The sequence below is a fragment of the Leisingera sp. ANG1 genome (assembly GCF_000203975.2).
In the GTDB taxonomy this organism is placed as follows: domain Bacteria; phylum Pseudomonadota; class Alphaproteobacteria; order Rhodobacterales; family Rhodobacteraceae; genus Leisingera.
In genome coordinates, this window is the sequence record NZ_AFCF02000007.1 from 65,181 (window position 1) to 84,372 (window position 19,192).

At 64.1% G+C, this 19,192-nt stretch carries 20 protein-coding genes; 12 read left to right on the top strand and 8 right to left on the bottom strand.

The window, feature by feature from the left end:
- Positions 1 to 147: 147 nt before the first annotated feature.
- Complete coding sequence (gene hpaR, locus GC1_RS12090; protein WP_019294540.1) at positions 148 to 588, bottom strand: homoprotocatechuate degradation operon regulator HpaR; 441 nt, start codon at positions 586 to 588, stop codon at positions 148 to 150.
- A 114-nt stretch (positions 589 to 702) separates the two neighbouring features.
- Here hpaR and GC1_RS12095 point away from each other — a divergent pair, with 114 nt between their 5' ends.
- From GC1_RS12095 to GC1_RS12130, 8 genes are all read left to right on the top strand, one after another.
- A complete protein-coding gene (locus GC1_RS12095; protein WP_019294541.1) occupies positions 703 to 1,095 on the top strand; it encodes a 5-carboxymethyl-2-hydroxymuconate Delta-isomerase in 393 nt (130 codons plus the stop codon).
- Positions 1,095 to 2,606: a 5-carboxymethyl-2-hydroxymuconate semialdehyde dehydrogenase gene (hpaE, locus tag GC1_RS12100; protein WP_019294542.1), complete on the top strand. Its 1,512-nt coding sequence runs from the start codon at positions 1,095 to 1,097 to the stop codon at positions 2,604 to 2,606. Before GC1_RS12095 ends, hpaE begins: the two co-directional genes overlap by 1 nt.
- Before the next feature lie 39 nt (positions 2,607 to 2,645).
- Positions 2,646 to 3,500: a 3,4-dihydroxyphenylacetate 2,3-dioxygenase gene (hpaD, locus tag GC1_RS12105; RefSeq protein WP_019294543.1), complete on the top strand. Its 855-nt coding sequence runs from the start codon at positions 2,646 to 2,648 to the stop codon at positions 3,498 to 3,500.
- Positions 3,501 to 3,513: 13 nt separating this feature from the next.
- Complete coding sequence (hpaD, locus tag GC1_RS12110) at positions 3,514 to 4,494, top strand: 3,4-dihydroxyphenylacetate 2,3-dioxygenase (RefSeq protein ID WP_019294544.1); 981 nt, start codon at positions 3,514 to 3,516, stop codon at positions 4,492 to 4,494.
- A gap of 66 nt (positions 4,495 to 4,560) precedes the next feature.
- Positions 4,561 to 5,970, top strand: coding sequence for a pyridoxal phosphate-dependent decarboxylase family protein (locus GC1_RS12115; RefSeq protein ID WP_019294545.1), 1,410 nt, complete (start codon positions 4,561 to 4,563; stop codon positions 5,968 to 5,970).
- The gene (locus GC1_RS12120; protein WP_019294546.1) at positions 5,970 to 6,839 is read left to right on the top strand and encodes a fumarylacetoacetate hydrolase family protein; all 870 of its coding nucleotides are present in this window, start codon (positions 5,970 to 5,972) and stop codon (positions 6,837 to 6,839) included. The genes GC1_RS12115 and GC1_RS12120 overlap by 1 nt, the downstream gene beginning before the upstream one ends.
- Positions 6,836 to 7,636 carry a 2-oxo-hept-4-ene-1,7-dioate hydratase gene (gene hpaH / locus GC1_RS12125; protein WP_019294547.1) on the top strand — a complete coding sequence of 267 codons (801 nt, stop codon included), beginning with the start codon at positions 6,836 to 6,838 and terminating at the stop codon, positions 7,634 to 7,636. Before GC1_RS12120 ends, hpaH begins: the two co-directional genes overlap by 4 nt.
- A 12-nt stretch (positions 7,637 to 7,648) precedes the next feature.
- On the top strand, positions 7,649 to 8,419 hold the full coding sequence (locus tag GC1_RS12130; protein WP_019294548.1) for an aldolase/citrate lyase family protein: 771 nt from the start codon (positions 7,649 to 7,651) through the stop codon (positions 8,417 to 8,419).
- Between the two features lie 189 nt (positions 8,420 to 8,608).
- Here the strand turns inward: GC1_RS12130 and GC1_RS12135 are convergent, their stop codons facing one another.
- The 4 genes from GC1_RS12135 to GC1_RS12150 form a co-directional block, all read right to left on the bottom strand.
- On the bottom strand, positions 8,609 to 10,261 hold the full coding sequence (locus tag GC1_RS12135; RefSeq protein WP_029204639.1) for a DUF4139 domain-containing protein: 1,653 nt from the start codon (positions 10,259 to 10,261) through the stop codon (positions 8,609 to 8,611).
- A gap of 93 nt (positions 10,262 to 10,354) precedes the next feature.
- Complete coding sequence (locus GC1_RS12140; protein ID WP_019294550.1) at positions 10,355 to 10,687, bottom strand: hypothetical protein; 333 nt, start codon at positions 10,685 to 10,687, stop codon at positions 10,355 to 10,357.
- Between the two features lie 125 nt (positions 10,688 to 10,812).
- The gene (locus GC1_RS12145) at positions 10,813 to 11,835 is read right to left on the bottom strand and encodes an aspartate-semialdehyde dehydrogenase (RefSeq protein ID WP_019294551.1); all 1,023 of its coding nucleotides are present in this window, start codon (positions 11,833 to 11,835) and stop codon (positions 10,813 to 10,815) included.
- Between the two features lie 82 nt (positions 11,836 to 11,917).
- Complete coding sequence (locus tag GC1_RS12150) at positions 11,918 to 13,090, bottom strand: MFS transporter (RefSeq protein WP_019294552.1); 1,173 nt, start codon at positions 13,088 to 13,090, stop codon at positions 11,918 to 11,920.
- Positions 13,091 to 13,217: 127 nt separating this feature from the next.
- On the opposite strand from GC1_RS12150, the gene GC1_RS12155 reads away from it, so the two are divergent.
- A complete protein-coding gene (locus tag GC1_RS12155; protein WP_019294553.1) occupies positions 13,218 to 14,381 on the top strand; it encodes a DUF3095 domain-containing protein in 1,164 nt (387 codons plus the stop codon).
- Between the two features lie 2 nt (positions 14,382 to 14,383).
- Here GC1_RS12155 and GC1_RS12160 read toward each other — a convergent pair whose 3' ends face one another.
- A complete protein-coding gene (locus tag GC1_RS12160; RefSeq protein ID WP_019294554.1) occupies positions 14,384 to 15,034 on the bottom strand; it encodes a carbonic anhydrase in 651 nt (216 codons plus the stop codon).
- A 176-nt stretch (positions 15,035 to 15,210) separates the two neighbouring features.
- Between GC1_RS12160 and GC1_RS12165 the strand changes: the two genes are divergently transcribed.
- From GC1_RS12165 to GC1_RS12175, 3 genes are all read left to right on the top strand, one after another.
- Positions 15,211 to 15,570 carry a hypothetical protein gene (locus tag GC1_RS12165; RefSeq protein WP_052254254.1) on the top strand — a complete coding sequence of 120 codons (360 nt, stop codon included), beginning with the start codon at positions 15,211 to 15,213 and terminating at the stop codon, positions 15,568 to 15,570.
- Between the two features lie 85 nt (positions 15,571 to 15,655).
- Complete coding sequence (locus GC1_RS12170) at positions 15,656 to 17,038, top strand: leucyl aminopeptidase family protein (protein WP_019294556.1); 1,383 nt, start codon at positions 15,656 to 15,658, stop codon at positions 17,036 to 17,038.
- Positions 17,039 to 17,042: 4 nt separating this feature from the next.
- Complete coding sequence (locus GC1_RS12175; protein WP_019294557.1) at positions 17,043 to 17,879, top strand: C40 family peptidase; 837 nt, start codon at positions 17,043 to 17,045, stop codon at positions 17,877 to 17,879.
- 95 nt (positions 17,880 to 17,974) lie between these two features.
- On the opposite strand, the gene GC1_RS12180 is transcribed toward GC1_RS12175, so the two are convergent.
- Positions 17,975 to 18,319 carry a DUF2794 domain-containing protein gene (locus GC1_RS12180; protein ID WP_029204641.1) on the bottom strand — a complete coding sequence of 115 codons (345 nt, stop codon included), beginning with the start codon at positions 18,317 to 18,319 and terminating at the stop codon, positions 17,975 to 17,977.
- A 127-nt stretch (positions 18,320 to 18,446) separates the two neighbouring features.
- Entirely contained in the window at positions 18,447 to 19,136 is a 690-nt protein-coding gene (locus GC1_RS12185; protein WP_019294559.1) for an ArsR/SmtB family transcription factor, read from the bottom strand.
- Positions 19,137 to 19,192: the final 56 nt, after the last annotated feature.

Consider the following 19,192-nt stretch of genomic DNA (forward strand, 5'->3'; position numbering starts at 1 on the left):
GTTGCAGCAATGCAGTCTCAAGCCATAGTTAGACAATTGATTTTATTTGACAATAGTATGAAAATCATTGACCCGCCACAAAACTGAATAATCTGGTCCATTTGCGTCACGCACCCCGGCATCCGCGCCAAATGCGGCAAATCCGACTCACTCCGGCAGGTCGATCTGGTCCAGCTCGTTTAGCAGATCCAGCAGAGCCTCATAGCGCTCCACCCCCATCTTCCGGCGGGTCTGCTCCATCAGCTCCAGGCTGGCCTCCAGGTTGTCGGTGATGATCTTCTCCCCTGCAGGCGCAATCCGCACCACCTGGCGGCGGCGGTCTTCTTTGTCGCGCTCCCGGCTGATCAGCTGCTTTTCCTCCAGCTTCTGCAGGATCCGCGTCAGGCTGGGCAGCAGCAGGCAGGCCTTGTCGGCGATCTGGGTTGGATCAATCGGTCCGCTCTCCTGCACCACCCGCAAAACGCGCCACTGCTGCTCAGTAAGCCCCGCGCCGCTCAGCAGCGCACGGATCGGCCCCATGACACGCTCCCGCGCCCGCAAAAGGGCTATGGGCAGCGAACGGTCGGTGGAGGGCATCATCCTGGTCATACCCGAGTATCGCCCCGCTTCCGGCTAAACGCAATTGCCGCTTGGGTTTCTTCCGCTTGACTCATCGCCGCACAATTGCTAAACATGTTAAGTAATTCAGGAGAGGTAACGCAGATGCCGCACATCACGCTGGACTACTCAGCCAATATGGAGGCGCGCACCGACATCGCCGCCCTGTGCTGCCATCTGCGGCAGGCAGCGGCAGCCACCGGCGTGTTCCCCCTTGCGGGCATCCGGGTGCGTGCCTTTGCGGCCAATCACACCTCCATTGCCGACGGCGATGACCGGCACGGCTATCTCGACATCTCCATCCGGCTGCGCGCGGGCCGTGACCTGGACACCCGCAAACGCGCAGCCCAGGCGGTGTTCGAGGCAGCGCAATCCTTCCTTGAGCCGGCCATGCAACAGCACTCCATCGCGCTGTCGCTGGAGATGCGCAACATCGACCCCGAACTTTCCCCGAAATGCGGCACCATCCGCGACCATATGCAAAAGGCGGACCAGTGATGAGCGATCTGACCACCAACATCGAAACGCTGAAAAGCCACCTGGCCCGCTTCCGCGAGACCGGCATCCTGAACCTGATCGGCGGCGAGAGCCGCCCCGCCGCCTCCAGCAACACCTTCGAAACATCGTCACCCGTCGATGAAAGCGTGATCTGCTCTGTTGCCAAAGGCGGCGCTGAGGACATCGACGCCGCGGCAGCGGCCGCCAAGGCGGCCTTCCCCGCCTGGCGCGACATGCCGGCGCTGGAGCGTAAGAAAATCCTGCACCGCATCGCCGACCTAATCGTCGAACGCGCCGAGGAAATCGCGCTTTGCGAATGCTGGGACACCGGCCAGGCCCTGCGCTTCATGTCCAAGGCCGCGCTGCGCGGCGCCGAGAACTTCCGCTTCTTTGCGGACAAGGCCACCTCCGCCCGCGACGGCCAGCAACTGCAATCGCCGACGCTGATGAACGTGACCACCCGGGTCCCGATCGGCCCGGTCGGCGTCATCACCCCGTGGAACACGCCTTTCATGCTGTCGACCTGGAAGATCGCACCTGCCCTGGCCGCAGGCTGTACCGTGGTCCACAAACCGGCTGAATTCTCGCCGCTCACCGCCCGCATCCTGGCCGAAATCGCCCACGAGGCAGGTCTGCCCGCCGGTGTCTGGAACCTGGTGAACGGCTTTGGCGAGGATGCCGGCAAGGCCCTCACCGAGCATCCAGACATCAAGGCCATTGCCTTTGTCGGCGAGTCCAAAACCGGATCGATGATCATGAAACAGGGCGCCGATACCCTGAAACGGGTGCATTTCGAGCTCGGCGGCAAGAACCCAGTGGTGGTCTTCGATGACGCTGACCTCGACCGCGCGCTCGATGCCGCGATCTTCATGATCTACTCGCTGAACGGCGAGCGCTGCACCTCCTCCTCGCGCCTCTTGGTGCAGGAGAGCATCGCGGAGGAGTTCGAGGCCAAGCTGATCGAACGCGTGAACAACATCCGCGTCGGCCACCCGCTGGACCCCGCCACAGAGGTCGGCCCGCTGATCCACAAGGTGCATTTCGACAAGGTCACCTCCTACTTCGAGACCGCCAAACAGGACGGCGCCACCATCGCCGCCGGCGGCACCCGCGCAGGTGATCAGGGCTGGTTTGTCCGCCCGACCCTGTTCACAAATGCCACCAATGATATGACCATCGCGCAGGAGGAAATCTTTGGGCCCGTCCTCACCGCGATCCGCTTCAAGGACGAGGATGAGGCTCTGTCATTGGCCAATGACACGCAGTACGGCCTCACCGGCTATGTCTGGACCAACGACCTCACCCGCGCCCTGCGCTTCACTAACCATCTGGAGGCCGGGATGATCTGGGTGAACTCGGAAAACGTCCGCCACCTGCCAACCCCCTTTGGCGGGGTCAAGGCCAGCGGCATCGGCCGCGATGGCGGCGACTGGAGCTTCGAGTTCTACATGGAACAGAAACACATCGGCTTTGCCCTGGGCCACCACAAGATCCCGCGCCTCGGCGCCTGACCTCAAGGAAACGCGCAACCCGTCTTTGAGGAGAAGACCATGGGAGAAATCGTTCTCGCCGCCAAATGCACCCACGTGCCCACCATGCTGATGTCGGAACAGCCCGGCCGGCTGGAGGGCACCCGAAAGCCCGCCATCGACGGCCACCGGGAAATCGCCCGTCGCGCCAAGGAGCTCGGCGCCGATACCATCGTGATCTGCGACACCCATTGGGTGATCAACGCAGGTTTCCACATCAACGCCAATAGCCGGTTCAAGGGGCTGTTCACCTCCAACGAATTCCCCCAGTTCATCCAGAACCTGCCTTATGAGTACGAAGGCAACCCGACCCTCGGCGATGCCATCGCGGCGGCGGCCTCGGACAAGGGCGTCTATACCTTGTCGCATCAGCTCGACTCGCTGGAACTGGAATACGGCACCCTGGTGCCGATGCGCTTCATGAGCCGCGAGGGCGATTTCAAGGTGGTCTCCGTCGCCGCCTGGTGCACCGTCCACGATCACGGCGAAAGCCGGGTGATCGGCGAGGCCATCCGCGAGGCGGTCGAAGCCTCGGACAGCAAGGTGCTGCTGGTCGCCTCCGGCTCGCTCAGCCACAAGATCTGGGCAAACAAGGATTATGCCGCCAACAATGGCACCTTCACCATCAGTTCCGAGTTCAACCGCCAGATGGACCTGCGGGTGCTAGAGCTGTGGCAGAAGGGCGACCACGCCACCTTCCTCAAAATGCTGGGCGAATACGCCGACTTCTGCTGCGGCGAAGGTTCCATGCACGACACCGCCATGCTGTATGGCGCGCTTGGCTGGGACAGCTACACTGCCCCCTGCGAAGTGATCACCGAGTATTTCCCCAGTTCCGGCACCGGCCAGACCAACGTGATCTTCCCGGTTCAGTAAAAGGAGACCCCGAATGCCTGTCCCCGCCCCGAACCTCTATCCGCCCTTCAACATCGTGCGGCTCAGCCACGTCGAATACGCCGTGACCGACCTCGCCGCCTCCCGCGCCTTCTATGTGGATACCCTCGGCCTGCAGGTGACGCATGAGGACAGCGAGCGCATCTATCTGCGTGCGATGGAGGAACGCGGCCACCACTGCATCGTGCTGGTGCAGGCGGACACGGCCTCGGTCGGGGTGCTGGGCTTCAAGCTCTATGATGAGCCCGACCTGGATAAGGCAGCGGAGTTCTTCGCTTCCAAGGACCTACCCGTCGAATGGGTGGAGCGCCCGCACATGGGCAAAACCCTGCGCACCCGCGACCCCTGGGGCATCCCGCTGGAGTTCTACGTTAAAATGGACCGGCTGGAGCCGATCCATCAGAAATACAGGCTCTATAACGGGGTAAAACCGCTGCGCATCGACCATTTCAACATGTTCAGCGCGGATGTGGACGGCGCGATTGCCTTCTATAACGAGATGGGCTTCCGAACCACTGAGTTCACTGAAGATGACGAGAGCGGCAAGGTCTGGGCCGCCTGGATGCACCGCAAGGGCGGCGTTCATGACGTGGCCTTCACCAATGGTCTCGGCCCGCGCCTGCACCACACCGCCTTCTGGGTGCCGAACCCCTTGAATATCATCGACCTGTTGGACCTGATGTCGACCACTGGTTATGTCGATAACATCGAGCGCGGCCCCGGCCGCCACGGCATCTCCAACGCCTTCTTCCTCTATGTGCGCGACCCAGACGGCCACCGGATCGAAATCTACTGCTCTGACTACCAGACCGTCGATCCGGATCTGGAGCCGATCAAATGGTCGCTCACCGACCCGCAGCGCCAGACCCTTTGGGGCGCCCCGGCGCCGCGCAGCTGGTTTGAGGAAGGCTCGGTGTTTGAAGGCACCACTCCGAAACCCAGCGCCTTGAACGCGCAGCCGATTATTGCACCCTAAACATCAGGATCGCGACCGTCCCGAGGGTGTGCGCAATCGCGCCCCGGTAGAAGTAAGGTAAGAAAAATGAAATGGGATGATTTCTCCGAATGGGGCCGCCGGGTCGCGGATTGGACCCAGGACTACCACCTGACCGTTGGTGACCGCCCCGTGCGCGCCAAAACCAAGCCCGGTGAAGTGCTGAACGCCCTGCCCCAAACCCCGCCTGAGGATGGCGAGGGGATGGAGGCGATTTTCCGCGATTTCGAGGACATCGTGATGCCCGGCATCACCCATTGGCAGCACCCGCGCTTCTTTGCCTATTTCACCTCCAACGCCGCCGCGCCCTCGGTGCTGGCGGAATTCCTGACCGCCGCCATCGCGCCGCAATGCATGCTGTGGCAGACCTCTCCAGCGGCGACCGAGATGGAAACCCGGATGATGGACTGGCTGCGCCAGGCGCTGGACCTGCCGGACCAGTTCCAGGGCGTCATCCAGGACTCCGCCTCCTCCGCCACCCTCGCAGCCGTCCTGACGATGCGGGAAAAGGCGCTGAACTGGCAGGGCAACCAACAAGGGCTGTTCGGCAAGAAAGCGCTGCGCATCTATTGCTCGTCCGAAGTCCACACCTCCATCGACCGCGCCATCTGGGTCGCGGGCATCGGCCAGCAGAACCTGATCCGCATCCCCATCAAGGGCGACTGGCGCGGCATGGACCCCGATGCGCTGGAGGCAGCAATTCAGGCCGACCTCGCCGCAGGCCACCAGCCCGCGGGCGTCATTCTCTGCGTCGGCGGCACCGGCGTTGGCGCAACCGACCCGGTGAACCAGGTGCTGGACATCGCGGAAAAATACGGCCTCTACACCCATGTGGACGCCGCCTGGGCCGGCTCCGCGATGATCTGCCCCGAATACCGCCACTACTGGCCCGGCGTCGAACGCGCCGACAGCATCGTCTTCAACCCGCACAAATGGTTGGGCGTGCAGTTCGACTGCTCCGCCCATTTCCTGAAAAAACCGGATGATCTGGTGCAGACCCTCGCCATCAGCCCGGAATACCTCAAGACCCACGGCCATGACGGCATCATCAACTATTCCGAATGGTCGGTGCCGCTGGGCCGCCGCTTCCGCGCGCTCAAGATCTGGTTCCTGATCCGCACCTACGGCCTGGAGGGCCTGCGCCAGCGCCTGCGCAACCACATCACGTGGTCGAAACAATTGCATGAAAAGCTCAAGTTAGAGCCTGATTTTCAAATCACTTCCGCGCCCATGTGGTCGCTCTGGTCGTTCCGCTATGCGCCCGAGGGCGCGGCGGACCTCGACGATCTGAACCTGCGGCTGGTCAATGCGATCAACGGCGACGGCCGCATTTACCTGACCCAGACCCGCCTCGACGGCCAGCTGGTGATCCGCTTCCAGGCGGGTCAATTCGAGACCACGGAAGCAGACGTGATGACGGCCTTCGACGTCATCACCGAAATCGCAAGGAACCTGTAATGACGCGCTTTGCCACCTACACCGCCGACGGCGAATCCTTCTATGGCGCAGTCACAGATGCGGGCATGATAGCCCTGTCGCCGCAGTTCCCGGACTGGCCCACCCTGCGCGAGGTGATTGCCGCGGACGGCCTGGCCGCGCTGGCTCAGGCCGCCGAAGGCCAACCCGTGACCCACACGGATTTCACTTATGAGATCCCCATCCCCAACCCGGAAAAGATCCTCTGCGTCGGCGTCAACTTCCCGGACCGCAATGCGGAGTACAAGGACGGCTCAGCCCAGCCCAAGCACATGTCCCTGTTTCCCCGCTTCCCGCGCTCCTTCACCGGTGCTGGGCGCCCGCTGATCCGCCCGCCGGAAAACCACACCCTGGACTACGAGGGCGAGGTCGCCGTGGTGATCGGCAAGCCGGGCCGCCGGATCAAGCCCGAAGACGCCTATGGTCACATCGCGGCCCTGACGCTGGCAAACGAGGGCACCATCCGAGACTGGGTGCGCCACGCCAAATTCAACGTGACACAAGGCAAGAACTGGGACAATTCCGGCGCCATCGGTCCCTGGCTTGTGCCTTTCACCGACGCCGCGCAGCTGGATGAGGCCCGCATTGTCACCCGTGTGAACGGAGAGATCCGCCAGGATGACAACCTGGCCCGCATGATGTTCCCGATCCGCGAAGAAATCGCCTATATCTCCACCTTCACGACCCTGCAGCCCGGCGACGTGATCATCACCGGCACCCCGACAGGCGCAGGCGCGCGGTTTGATCCGCCGAAGTACCTGAAACCCGCTGACGTGGTCGAGGTTGAGGTCGAAGGCATCGGAACCTTACGCAACACGGTTGAAGATGAGTTCAGCGGGGGAGAGGCATGACCCCGAAACAGCATCAGGAAGCCGCTGACCGTCTGTTCAAAGCCGAGCAAACCGGCCAGCAATGCGGCCTGCTTTCCCTGGCCTATCCCGGCATGACGCTGGACGATGCTTACGCGGTACAACAGGCTCTGATAAGGCAAAAACTGGCTTCTGGCGCCAAGAAAATCGGCTGGAAAATCGGCCTCACCAGCCGCGCCATGCAGCAGGCGCTGAACATCACCACTCCCGACAGCGGCGTGCTCTTGGACGACATGGCATTTGAAAACGGCGCCACCGTTCCTGCTGGCCGCTTCATCCAGCCGCGGGTGGAGGCGGAGATTGCGTTCATTATGAAATCCCCTCTCGCAGGTGCCGAGTGCACCCGCGAGGACGTGCTGTCCGCAACGGGTTCTGTGGCCCCGTCGCTGGAGATCCTCGACACCCGCATCCTGCGCGCCGACCCCGCCACCGGCCAGGCCCGCATCATCACCGACACCATCAGCGACAACGCCGCCAATGCCGGCGTGGTTCTGGGGGCGGAGCGCCACGCGGTGGACGCGCATGACCTGCGCTGGGTCGGCGCCATCGCCTCCCGCAACGGCACAGTCGAGGAAACCGGCCTCGGCGCGGGTGTTTTGAACGATCCCGTGACTTCGGTCCTGTGGCTGGCGCGGCGGATGGCGGAATATGGACAACAGATCGAGGCCGGGGATATCGTGCTCTCAGGCTCTTTCATCCGCCCCATCGAATGCCCGCCGGGCACGGAGACCGCCGCAGATTTCGGCCCCTTCGGTTCCGTATCCATCAATTTCGCCTGACAGGAGGCCCCCATGCCCGCGCCCAAGAACCCCTTTAAACAGGCTCTAACACAGGGCAAACGCCAGATCGGCTGCTGGATGAGCTTTGCCGACGGTCAGCTCGCCGAGATCATGGGCACCTGCGGCTTCGACTGGCTGGTGATCGACGGCGAGCATGCCCCCAACGACATCCGCTCGATCCGCGACCAACTGATGGCGCTGGCGGCCTCGCCCAGCCACCCGGTGGTGCGGGTGCCGGTGGGGGAGACTTGGATGATCAAGCAAGTGCTGGATGCAGGCGCCCAGACGGTGCTGGTGCCGATCGTCGAAAGCGCCGAACAGGCCCGCGAGCTGGTCCGCGCCTGCCACTACCCGCCCAAGGGCCTGCGCGGCGTCGGTGCCACGGCGGCCCGCGCCACCATGTTCGGCACGGTCTCCGAGTATATCCAGACCGCCGATCAGGAGGTCTGCCTGCTGGTGCAAGTGGAAAACCGCGCCGGGATGGCTGCGTTGGACGAAATTCTGCAGGTCGAGGGCATCGACGGCGTCTTCATCGGCCCGGCGGATTTGTCCACCGACATGGGCCACCAAGGCAACTCCGCCCACCCGGAGGTGCGCGCCGCAATTGCTGATGCCATCACCCGCATCAAGGCGGCTGGTATCGCCCCCGGCATCCTCGGCACCACGGATGAGGCTACTCAGGCCTATGCGGACATGGGCGCGCAGTTCCTGGCGGTCGGCATCGACGTCATGGTGCTTGCCCGCAACGCCCGTGATTTAGCGGCCAAGTGGAAGGCAGACTAACCGCCTGCCGTACATCGCAAAGGAAGCACTCCCGCGCCTGCCCGCTGCTCCGGCTTTGCCAGCGCAGCGGCAGCTGTCTTGGGCGTGGCACCGCGCCAAGCGCGGTGCCACGCCCAACGGGAGGAAGGTATTTTCAATGCCTGACGACGGGCGGGAGCCACCTGTCCGTTGCCTGACACCAAACCAGCGTCAGCGCAGCACCATGCCCTCGGGCCAGCTGAGCGTGGTATCCAATTGGATGGTTTCACTCTCGCCAGCACCCAGCTCCAGATCCCAGGCCAGAATGCCGCGCTGCTTCTCGACGTTTTCCTTCGTGGGCCGCGGCGTGGCGCTCCACTCAATTTCCAGATCGTCCTGCTGCGAATAAGGCACCCGGTCCAGAACCCGCACCACCCACTCCTGCGCAGTCAGGTTCTCCACCGTGATCTCCACCTTCTGCACCTGCGCGTTGCTGCGTGAGATCAGCCCCTGCTCACCCTCGCTCTGCCCCAGCACGTCGCGGCGCAACTGAAGCCCTTCGATGGGGCCGAACCCTGCGTCCATCTCCGCCCCCGGCGCCAGCCCGGCGAAGTCCTCCACCGTGACCAGCTTGCCATCGACAAACCGCGGCACCTCATCCGAGGCCAGCAGCTGCTCGCCGAAACTGTTGGTGAAGGTCGACACTCTATAGGCGGTCTCATCCCGCGACGGCACTGCCACCGCCTGCACCTTTGCCTCCGCCGTCAGGCTGTCCATTTCCAACCGCAGCAGATCGGCGCCGGAGGCAATCGACACCGGCAACCCGAACCGGTAAGTCGCCGCGGCACCGCCCAGATCCGCGCCCCAGCCGCCCCGGGTTTCTTCAAAGACGGCAGGCGCCTCCAGCACCGGCTCCGCCAGCGCGGACAGTTCCGCCACATCCTGCCCCATGGATTTCAGCGCCCGCGGCGGCTGCGGCTCCTCAATCCGGCGCAGCCAGGGGCGCAACGCAGACGGGCTGCCCTGCTCACCGGGCACCGCTGTCGACAGTGTCAGCGCCACATCCTGCCAGTTCTCGCCGGTATCCTGCACCAGCATCACCGCACGCTTCAGGATCACCTGCTGCTCCGTCACGGTATTCAAGTGCATCTCATAAGACGGCTGCCAGCCGATATTTCCCGCGCCCGCGGTATAGTAGCTCACCTTGACGGCGCCCTCACCCGCCTGCTCCGCCTCGATGTCCACTGCGATGTACAGACGGTCGTCATCCTCGAGCGTGATCGCCGCCAGTGCCGCCTGCGCTTCTGCCAGCTCTTCTTCCAAGTCCTGCATCTGCAGCTCGATCCGGCGCGCCTCAGCCTCTGACGCCACGGCTGCCTGACTGGCGCCCGCCGCCTCCGCAGAGATCATCCGGGCAATTTCACTCAATGCAACCGCATCCGCCTGAGCCAAACCTTCGTTTGTGCCCAGCTGCTGCAGGAACCCGATTGAGGCCTCCGCCGCCCGCACCCCGGCGCGTGCCTGCGCTGCCTCGTCCCGCACCGCGGCAATCCGCGCCTCGACTTCGCGCACCCGCGCCTCGGCGGCCTCGACCTCAGGGTCATCCGCATCGCGCGGCGGCACGTAATTCTCACGCAGCAGGGTGGCGACGCGGCGGGCGCCGGCGATCTCCACCTGCAGTGTCTCCAGCGCAGCCGTTCTGGGCACGTTCTGCAGGATTAGCCGGTGGCGCCCCTCCGGCAGGGTCAGCGCGGCGCTGCGGGTGACTTCCGCCAGCCCGGGATACAGCGTCACCTCCGACACCGTGCTGCTGACGGGGATAGTGTCCGCAGCCGCCGCCGCGGCAATTGAAGAAAAGGCAAAAGCCATCAAAGAAAATCGCATTGGCATCTCTCAATCAAAAATCACGGCGGTGGTCCCGCCTGATGCCATGCTACCCCCGTCAGGGAGGTCCGGCCAGCCCGGCCGTTGCCTGCCTCAGGCCCGCGGCAGAAGGCTGCCCAAACGCTGTTCCAGCACTGCCGCAGGAAACCCCAGAAACCGGCAAGAGCAGATCTCCACATGGCTGTGCATATCGCAGAGCAGCAGGCGCAGCCCTTTCCGGCGCAGGTAAAACCCGTGCTGCTTCAGCCCCTTGCGCAGCTCCAGCCAGCTTTGGGCGGAATGAAAGATCCCCGCCAGCAGCATCCGCAGCTGCGCCGCCATCTCCGAATCCAGCCGCTTGTGGATACGTGCGCTGGCCCAGGCGGTCTGCGCCGGGGCAGCGTTCTGGTTCATGACATTTGCGGGAAATTCCTTTTGCGCCAGCATGGCCTCACCTCCTTCACTCATAATTTCAGGATCAGGTTAGGCCCGGCCGCCGCCCTCCGGCAGGGGCGCAAAAGCAAAGGGGGCGCCTCTTTCGAAGCACCCCCCTCACCAAAAGGATATATGCCTCAGCCCTTCTTCAGGACCTCGCGGCCCAGCAGTTCGGCAATCTGCACCGCGTTCAGCGCCGCGCCCTTACGCAAGTTGTCGCTGACACACCACAGGTTCAGGCCGTTCTCGATGGTCGAATCCTGGCGGATGCGGCTGATGAAGGTGGCAAAATCGCCAACGCATTCCACCGGGGTCACGTAGCCGCCGGCCTCGCGCTTGTCGATCACCATGATGCCGGGCGCCTCGCGCAGGATGTCGCGGGCCTCGTCCTCGTCCAGAAAGTCCTCGAACTCGATGTTCACGGATTCGGAGTGGCCGACAAACACCGGCACCCGGACGCAGGTCGCGGTGACCTTGATCGACGGATCGACGATCTTCTTGGTCTCGGCAACCATCTTCCATTCTTCCTTGGTCGAGCCGTCTTCCATGAAGACGTCGATATGCGGAATGACGTTGAAGGCGATCTGCTTGGGGTAGACCTTGGGCTGCACTTCCTGCCCAGGGACGTAAACGCCCTTGGTCTGGTTCCACAGCTCGTCGATCGCGTCCTTGCCGGAACCGGACACCGACTGGTAGGTCGAGACCACAACGCGCTTGATCTTGGCGCGGTCGTGCAGCGGCTTCAGCGCCACAACCATCTGCGCGGTCGAGCAGTTGGGGTTGGCGATGATGTTCTTCTTTGCATAGCCGTGGATCGCCTGCGGGTTCACCTCCGGCACGATCAGCGGGATGTCCGGGTCGTAACGGTAGAGCGACGAGTTGTCGATCACGGTGCAGCCCGCCGCAGCGGCCTTGGGCGCGTAATCCTTGGTCGCGGCGGAGCCGACGGCAAACAGCGCCATGTCCCAGCCGGTGAAATCGAAGGTGTCCAGATCCTGGGTAGTGAGTGTCTTATCGCCAAAGCTGACTTCAGTGCCGAGAGATTTGCGGCTTGCCAGCGCAGCGATCTCATCCACAGGAAACTGGCGCTCGGCCAGGATGTTCAGCATTTCGCGGCCCACGTTGCCAGTGGCGCCAACGACGACGATGCGGTAACCCATTTGTCTGTTTCTCCAGTATTGCCCGGCCCCATGGCCGGCGCGGGAGTGATACTGCCTATGGGGACAAGTTTAAAGGGGCCGATCAGTCCATGCTGTCGCGGCTGAGCAGATAAATTGCGCAGCCGAGCCCCAGAAGCACCAAAAAGAAGGTGAAAATACCCGTGTAGGGCAAGGATGGGTCCGCTCCGGCCAGATTTGCGTGGAGACGGCCCGTTGCAAACTGCATGATTCCCACCCCGCCGATGCCAAACAGGTTCAGCAGCGTCACTCCCCGCCCGGCCAGATGCGGCGGCACAAAGGCCCGCCCATGCGCCATGATCACAGGGAAGGACGCGCCAAAGAAGCCAACGGCCGCCATCATGACCACCGGCATCCAGACCGGCGCGCCGGTGGCCAGGATCAGCCCGCCCAGGGCCGCGCAGCCCAACAGGTTGCCGCCCAGGATCAGCCACTTGCGGGTGCCCAGCACCCGGTCCAGCGGCCCATAGGCAAAGGTGCCGGCAATCATCGCTGCCCCCATCACCAGCGTCGCCAGCCCCACAGCCTGGGTGCTGAGTCCGTAGACATCGCTTAAGTAAGGCCCGATCCAAAGCCCCCGCAGCGCTCCCGACGGCGCATAGGCCACCAGCATCAGCGGGAAGATCGCCCACATCGCCGGCATCTTCAGCAGGTCCAGCACCGATCCCGTGTGCTCCCCTTCAGGCTTGTCCGGATCACTGACGGTCATGAAAATCCCCGCCGCGACGATACCCGAAACAACCGCCAGCCCCGCCAGCGTGCCGCGCCAGCCGAACAGATCAACCGCCAGTGCAGTCGGGTAAGACGCCACCAGGTTGCCGGCCGACCCCACCCCCAGCATCAGCGCCGCCAATGTGGCGAAACGCGCGGGCGGGTACTGGCGGGCGAAGATATAGTAGGACGCCATCAGCACCGGCGAACAGCCGATGCCGATCAGGAACATGGCGGCACCGACATGCCAGGGGGCTGTAGCAGCGGCAAACAGCGCCGCACCGCCGCCGCCGCCCAGCAGCAGCAGCAGCGACGCCGTTTTGCGGGGGCCAACGTGGTCCAGCGCCCAGCCTACCGGCAGCTGCATTGCCGCAAAGGACAGAAACCAAAGCCCGGAGGCAAAGGCCAAATCATCCGGCGCAGCACCGATATCCAGCCCCAGCACCCCGGACAAAACGGCCAGGAAGGCGCGAAAAAACTGACTCAGCACATAGGCCAGGCACAATAAGATCAATCCTGCCTGCATTTTCTCTCCCCCAAGTCCTGCACAGTTTTTCGTGACTGCCGTACAGCTTGCATGTTTGGCGCGGGCGCACAATTTGTTTACACAGAAACGGCAGGCCGCGGGACCGTGCCACAGAGGGAAGACGCATATGACGACGGACACTTTCTATGCCACCCTCCCCAAGGTCCGCGATTTCAGCGATCTCTCCGACCCATCGGTCTTTGCGCCGCTGCCCGGCGATTGGCTGCTTTGCTGCACCGATATCGTGAATTCCACCGGACTGGTGAAGGCAGGCCGCTACAAGACCGTGAACATGGTCGGCGCCGCAGTGATCGCCGCCATGCGTAACGCGCTTAAGGGCGAGGCGTTTCCCTATGTCTTCGGTGGCGACGGCGCTTCTTTCGCGGTGCCGCCCCGCCATCAGGCCACGGCCCAGCGCGTTCTGGGATCCTTGCGCAGCTGGACCGAAGATGAATACGGCATCTCCCTGCGCGCCGCAGTGCTGCCGGCCTCGGCGATCCGGGCCGAGGGGCTGGATGTGCAGGTTGCCCGCTACGCGGTGTCGGACCACGCCGATTTCGCCATGTTCAGCGGCGGTGGCCTGGCCTGGGCGGAAGCGCAGATGAAGGCCGGCGCCTTTGCGGTTGCCCCTGCCCCGCAGGCGGACCCGCCCGACCTCGCAGGCCTCTCCTGCCGCTGGAGCAACACCCCCGCCCGACACGGCATCATCCTGTCTGTGGTGGCCCAGCCCGCCCCCGGCGCCAGCCCGCAGGACTTTGCCCGGCTCGCCGCTGATGTGCTGGATCTGGCGGCAGAGCTCGAGGACAGCGGCCACCCCGTTCCCGAGGCAGGCCCCCGGCTGCAGTTTCCGCCTGCTGGTCTGACGCTTGAGGCCAAGGCCTCCCGCGGCCGGCTTCCGTTGTTCCTCCGCAAGCTCTATCTGCTAGGCCATTGCGCCTTTGCCGCCTGGGTTTTCACCGGAAAACGGCGCGTGGGCGCATTTGACACGCTGCATTACCTGTCGATGCTGCGGGCGCATTCCGACTTCCGCAAATTCGACGACGGGCTCAAGATGACACTGGACTGCACGCCCGGGATCAGCCGCCGCATTCGCCAGAAACTGCAACAGGCCGCCTCGGCCGGTCTGGTACAGTTCGGACTGCACGAACAGGACGCTGCCATGGTCACCTGCATCGTGCCCTCTCCGGTGGAGGACGATCACATCCACTTTATCGACGGCGCGGCAGGGGGCTATACGCAAGCAGCCGCCAATCTGGCGGCTGCATTCGGGATCAGCAAGGAAACGGCCTGACCTCAGACCGGGGCGAAGGTACCCGCCTTGGGGTCATAGCATTCCAGCCCGCCCTCGCCGATGTCGGTCCACAGACCGTGCAGGCTCAGCTCTCCGGCCTTCACGGCCGATTCGATGAACGGGAAGGTCATCAGGTTCTCCAGCGAGGCGACAACCGCCTGCCGTTCGAACTGGCGCGCCTGCTCTACCGGGTCGTCAATATCCGCAACCCCGCCGAATTTCGGCTTCAGAATGTCCATCCAGCGCCCGACAAAGCTGGTCTTTTCCTCCAGCTGCGGCGCATGGCCCTTGCACATGTCGATGCAGCCCTGCACGCCGCCGCACTGCGAATGGCCCAGCACGATCAGATGCGAGACCTTCAGCGCGGTGACCGCATATTCCACCGCCGCCGAGGTGCCGTGGTGGTCGCCATCGGGCGCAAACGGCGGCACCAGATTGGCGATATTGCGGTGAATGAAAAACTCTCCCTGGTCAGCGCCAAAGATCGAGGTCACATGCACCCGGCTGTCGCAGCAGGAGATCACCATCGCCCGCGGCCGCTGGCCTTCGGTCGCCAGACGGCGGTACCAGCCCTGGTTTTCCTCGTATGAAGTGGCTTTCCAGCCGTGATAACGGGTCACCAGATAGCTCGGGAGAGGCTTGGCAAATTCCATTGTCGAATCCTCGGTTCATTTCACGTTGCCGGCCGTATTACCCTGCATTGTCTCAAAATTCGAGGGATTTGATCCGCCCGCGGAAACCTTTTGAAAACTTCTGGCTTCCACATTGGGCAGCGTGCCGTGGGGGCATGAAGAATTGGGTGAATGTGGTGGCCAATATACTGACAGTGATGCACTCCGAGACAGTGCGATTAGATCCAGACAAACTTTCCGCGCTCTATGAACAGCTCGGCGAGGCCGGTGCTGAGGACGTCGTGTGCCGGGCGATTGAGGAAATGGCGGTCCGCCTGACGCATTGCGAGCGTCTGTGGCGGCAAAACGATATGATGAACCTGCGCAAGAGCGCCCGGTCGCTGATTGCAATGGCCGAACAGATCGGCATGACCGCGCTGGCAACAATTGCCAAGGACGTGACCGAGGCGATTGATGCCGAGGACGGGCCGGCGGTCGCCGCCATCCTGTTCCGGCTGATGCGGGTGGGCGAACGTTCGCTGACCGCGGTCTGGGACCAGCAGGACATGACGATCTGACAATTGTGCAGCCCGCAGGGCTTGCAGGCCGCGCGGCGGCGGCTACTCTGGCGCATCAGAAGTGATTGCAACCGGAGTTTTTTCGATGCCGCCAGTCTTTGCCGCGCCCGGCCCTGACGCCTGCCCTGTGCATGTTATTGCAAGCGATGAATTGGACAGCTGGCTCTCAGGCCAGCCGCAGCGCGTTCAGGCCTGGGTCAAGGCGCAGGGCTTCACTGCCGCCTGCGGCCAGGCGCTGACGGTGCCGGATGCCGATGGCGGGATCGAACTGGCCCTTGCGGGCTACGGCAGCGCCGCCCAGCGCGCGCGCCGCCGTTTCGTGCTGGCTGAAGCGGCGCAGAAACTGCCTGCCGGAACCTACCGCATTGCCTCTGGCCTGCCCGCTGAGGCCGCTGCCAGCGAGTCGCTGGGCTGGCTGCTGACGGCCTACCGATTCGACCGCTACAAGGACGCCAAGGGCGAAACCGCGGCCCTGCAGGCGCCCGAGGCCGTGGACGCCGCCGCCGTTCAATCGCTAGCCGCCGCCGAATGCCTGACCCGCGACCTGATCAACACACCCGCTTCCGACATGGGTCCGTCAGAACTGCAAGCTGCTGCCTCGGCGCTGGCACAGGAGTTCGGCGCCGAAATCTCCGTTACGCTGGGCGAGGATCTGCTGGAACAGAACTTCCCGCTGATCCACACCGTCGGCCGTGCCTCGGACCGCGCGCCGCGGCTCATCGACCTGCGCTGGGGCAGCTCCGGCCCCAAGCTCACCCTGGTGGGCAAGGGCGTCTGTTTCGACACCGGCGGGCTTAACCTCAAGCCCGGCAACAGCATGGCGCTGATGAAAAAGGACATGGGCGGCGCGGCCAACGTGCTGGGCCTCGCCCGGATGATCATGGATGCCGGGCTGAAGCTGCAGCTGCGGGTGCTGATCCCGGCGGTGGAAAATGCCGTCTCTGGCGCCGCCTTCCGCCCCGGCGACGTGCTGATGTCGCGCAAGGGGCTGACGGTGGAGAACAACAACACCGACGCAGAGGGCCGCTTGGTTCTGGCCGACGCCTTGGCGCTGGCGGCAGAGGGCGCGCCGGACCTCTTGGTCTCCATGGCCACACTCACCGGCGCGGCCCGCGTTGCGGTCGGCCCGGACCTGTCGCCTTTCTACACCGATCACGAGGCCGACGCCGCCGCCCTGTCCTCAAGTGCGGCGCGCACTGCCGACCCGGTCTGGCGGATGCCCTTCCACGATCCCTATGAGCCAATGATCGAACCCGGTATTGCCGATCTCGACAACGCACCCTCAGGCGGGTTCGCAGGCTCGATCACCGCCGCCCTGTTCCTGCGCCGCTTCGCCGGCAAGACCCGCTACATGCATTTCGACATCTACGGCTGGACCCCCAGCGCAGCACCCGGCCGCCCCAGGGGCGGTGCCCTGCAGGGTGCCCGCGCGCTGTTTACAGCGCTGCCGGACATGCTGGAGCTCTGATCCCATGGCTGACCGCCGCCGTACCCCGGCGAATGACCGCATCGCCGCCGCCCATCTGACACACGCGCCCGAAGGGTTGGAACGCGTTGACGGCATTGCCGCCCGCATCGGCGTGCCCGTCGCAGACCTGCTGCGCACACCGGACGGCGCCCGCGACCGCCAGCTGGTCTACGGCGAACCGGTCACGGTCTACGAGGACTGTGGCGGCTGGGCCTTCCTGCAGGCCGCCAAGGATTCCTACGTGGGCTATGTTCCCAGTTCCGCCTTGACCACACCGTTCGAGGCCACCCACTGGGTCAGCGCCCCGGCCACCCACGCCTATTCCGCGGATGATTTCAAATCGCCGGAAACCAGCGCCCTCAGCCACGGCAGCCGGGTGGAGGTGATGGGCGGCACCGGGCAGTTCACTGGGCGGTTCGTGGAAACCAGCCTTGGCTTCATCCCCGCCCGCCACCTGTCGCCCTTGGGTGCCCATGCCGATGATCCGGTGATGGTGGCAGAGCTGTTCCTCGGCACCCCCTACCTTTGGGGCGGCAACAGCCGGTTTGGCATCGACTGTTCCGGCCTGGTGCAGGCCGCGCTGCTGGCATGCGGCACCCCCTGCCCTGGTGACAGCGACATGCAGGAGGAGGAACTGGGCGAGCCCGTTCCGGACGCAGACTACAGCCGCGGCGATCTCCTGTTCTGGAAGGGTCATGTCGCCCTGGTGCGGGACGCAGAGACGCTGATCCATGCCAATGCCCATGACATGGCGGTGGCCATCGAACCCATCGGTGCTGCAATAAAGCGTATCCAGGCCCAAGGCGACGGCCCGCTTACCTCGCATAAACGGCTGGCGTAGGCCCCTGCGCCCGCCAGCGGCGGCAAAAATCTTGCGAAGATTTTTAGCCGGAAAATTCGAATTTTCCGGTCCCCGCCCTGCCGCAAAGCTTGCGGCTACTCCACGGAGCGGATCAGCTTGCGCTCCAGCACCCTCAGCACGGTCTTCAGATCCGCCCCGCGCTTCAGGATATGCCCGTCCATGCCGACCACCGAATACTGCCCCTGCCGCAGCCGCAGCTTGGGGCGCTTTTCGATCCGGTAGAGCGGATGCTCTGCCGTGCGCCGGAAGACGGAGAAAACTGCCAGATCACGCAAGGAAGAAATCCCGTAATCGCGCCACTCCCCGGCGGCCACCATACGGCCATAGAGAGTCATAATGACCGACAGTTCCCGGCGGTCAAAGGCGACTTGCTGAGGTATGGGAGATCCGGGAAAAGGCTGCACCTGATCAAAGCTCATAGATAACAGGTTGCGCCGTTTCCCCGGCAAATCAAGGGTTTTAACGTTCGATTTTTCGTGTGGTGCAGGATGCGCACAGGCGAAAGTAGCGCGTTTCCGGCTGTATCAGAGCCTTTTTCAGACCCTCTCAGGCCGCCGCCAGTGCCCCGCACTGCACACCCAGAATCTGCTCCAGCGCCACCCGTCCGGGCGCCGTCAGCATCAGCCCGCGCTTGTGCCGGTGCCGTTTGACCCAGCCGCTGTCCAAGGCATGTTCCAGGATCTGCCGCCCCATTGGTCCCGCCACATGCAGCTTGCGCTCGGTCCAGTCCAGACAGGGCCGAACGAAGGGCTGGCGGCTGGTCTTTTCCGGCAGAACCACCCCCAGTTTCAGCCATTCTCCGGCGGGTTCTGCGCGAAAGGCACCTTGCCCCTCCACCAGCATGCCGCGGTCCAGAAAGGCGCGGGTCATCGCCACCGCCAGCGGGCCTGCCAGGTGGTCGTAGCAGCTGCGCAGCTGTGCCAGCCCGCCCGCCTTGCGCTGCTGGGCGCGGTGCAGGCTGTCGGCAGGCGCAATTGCCGCCAGCTGCTCCAGCGCGTGCGCCACCTCGGCGCCTGCCAGCCGGTGATAGACGCAGCGGCCGCGCTTTTCCGCCACCACCAGCCCTGCGTCCTGCAGCAGCCGCAAATGCGCCGAGGCGGTTTGCGGCGTCACCCCAGCAGCAGCCGCCAGCTCCTTGTTGGTATAGGCGCGGCCCTCCATCAGCTCGCACAGCATTTGCGTGCGGCTGGCGTCGCTGATGGCCTGGCCCAGAATATCGAAACGCGGTGTGATCATGCTCCTACCCTACGCGGTTTGCGCAGGGACACCCAAGCAAAACCCTTCGCCCCGCG

Coding starts and splice junctions, on each gene's coding strand:
- hpaR (WP_019294540.1), bottom strand. CDS start 588: ATGACCAGGATGATGCCCTCCACCGACCGTTCGCTGCCCATAGCCCTT.
- GC1_RS12095 (WP_019294541.1), top strand. CDS start 703: ATGCCGCACATCACGCTGGACTACTCAGCCAATATGGAGGCGCGCACC.
- hpaE (WP_019294542.1), top strand. CDS start 1,095: ATGAGCGATCTGACCACCAACATCGAAACGCTGAAAAGCCACCTGGCC.
- hpaD (WP_019294543.1), top strand. CDS start 2,646: ATGGGAGAAATCGTTCTCGCCGCCAAATGCACCCACGTGCCCACCATG.
- hpaD (WP_019294544.1), top strand. CDS start 3,514: ATGCCTGTCCCCGCCCCGAACCTCTATCCGCCCTTCAACATCGTGCGG.
- GC1_RS12115 (WP_019294545.1), top strand. CDS start 4,561: ATGAAATGGGATGATTTCTCCGAATGGGGCCGCCGGGTCGCGGATTGG.
- GC1_RS12120 (WP_019294546.1), top strand. CDS start 5,970: ATGACGCGCTTTGCCACCTACACCGCCGACGGCGAATCCTTCTATGGC.
- hpaH (WP_019294547.1), top strand. CDS start 6,836: ATGACCCCGAAACAGCATCAGGAAGCCGCTGACCGTCTGTTCAAAGCC.
- GC1_RS12130 (WP_019294548.1), top strand. CDS start 7,649: ATGCCCGCGCCCAAGAACCCCTTTAAACAGGCTCTAACACAGGGCAAA.
- GC1_RS12135 (WP_029204639.1), bottom strand. CDS start 10,261: ATGCGATTTTCTTTGATGGCTTTTGCCTTTTCTTCAATTGCCGCGGCG.
- GC1_RS12140 (WP_019294550.1), bottom strand. CDS start 10,687: ATGCTGGCGCAAAAGGAATTTCCCGCAAATGTCATGAACCAGAACGCT.
- GC1_RS12145 (WP_019294551.1), bottom strand. CDS start 11,835: ATGGGTTACCGCATCGTCGTCGTTGGCGCCACTGGCAACGTGGGCCGC.
- GC1_RS12150 (WP_019294552.1), bottom strand. CDS start 13,090: ATGCAGGCAGGATTGATCTTATTGTGCCTGGCCTATGTGCTGAGTCAG.
- GC1_RS12155 (WP_019294553.1), top strand. CDS start 13,218: ATGACGACGGACACTTTCTATGCCACCCTCCCCAAGGTCCGCGATTTC.
- GC1_RS12160 (WP_019294554.1), bottom strand. CDS start 15,034: ATGGAATTTGCCAAGCCTCTCCCGAGCTATCTGGTGACCCGTTATCAC.
- GC1_RS12165 (WP_052254254.1), top strand. CDS start 15,211: ATGCACTCCGAGACAGTGCGATTAGATCCAGACAAACTTTCCGCGCTC.
- GC1_RS12170 (WP_019294556.1), top strand. CDS start 15,656: ATGCCGCCAGTCTTTGCCGCGCCCGGCCCTGACGCCTGCCCTGTGCAT.
- GC1_RS12175 (WP_019294557.1), top strand. CDS start 17,043: ATGGCTGACCGCCGCCGTACCCCGGCGAATGACCGCATCGCCGCCGCC.
- GC1_RS12180 (WP_029204641.1), bottom strand. CDS start 18,319: ATGAGCTTTGATCAGGTGCAGCCTTTTCCCGGATCTCCCATACCTCAG.
- GC1_RS12185 (WP_019294559.1), bottom strand. CDS start 19,136: ATGATCACACCGCGTTTCGATATTCTGGGCCAGGCCATCAGCGACGCC.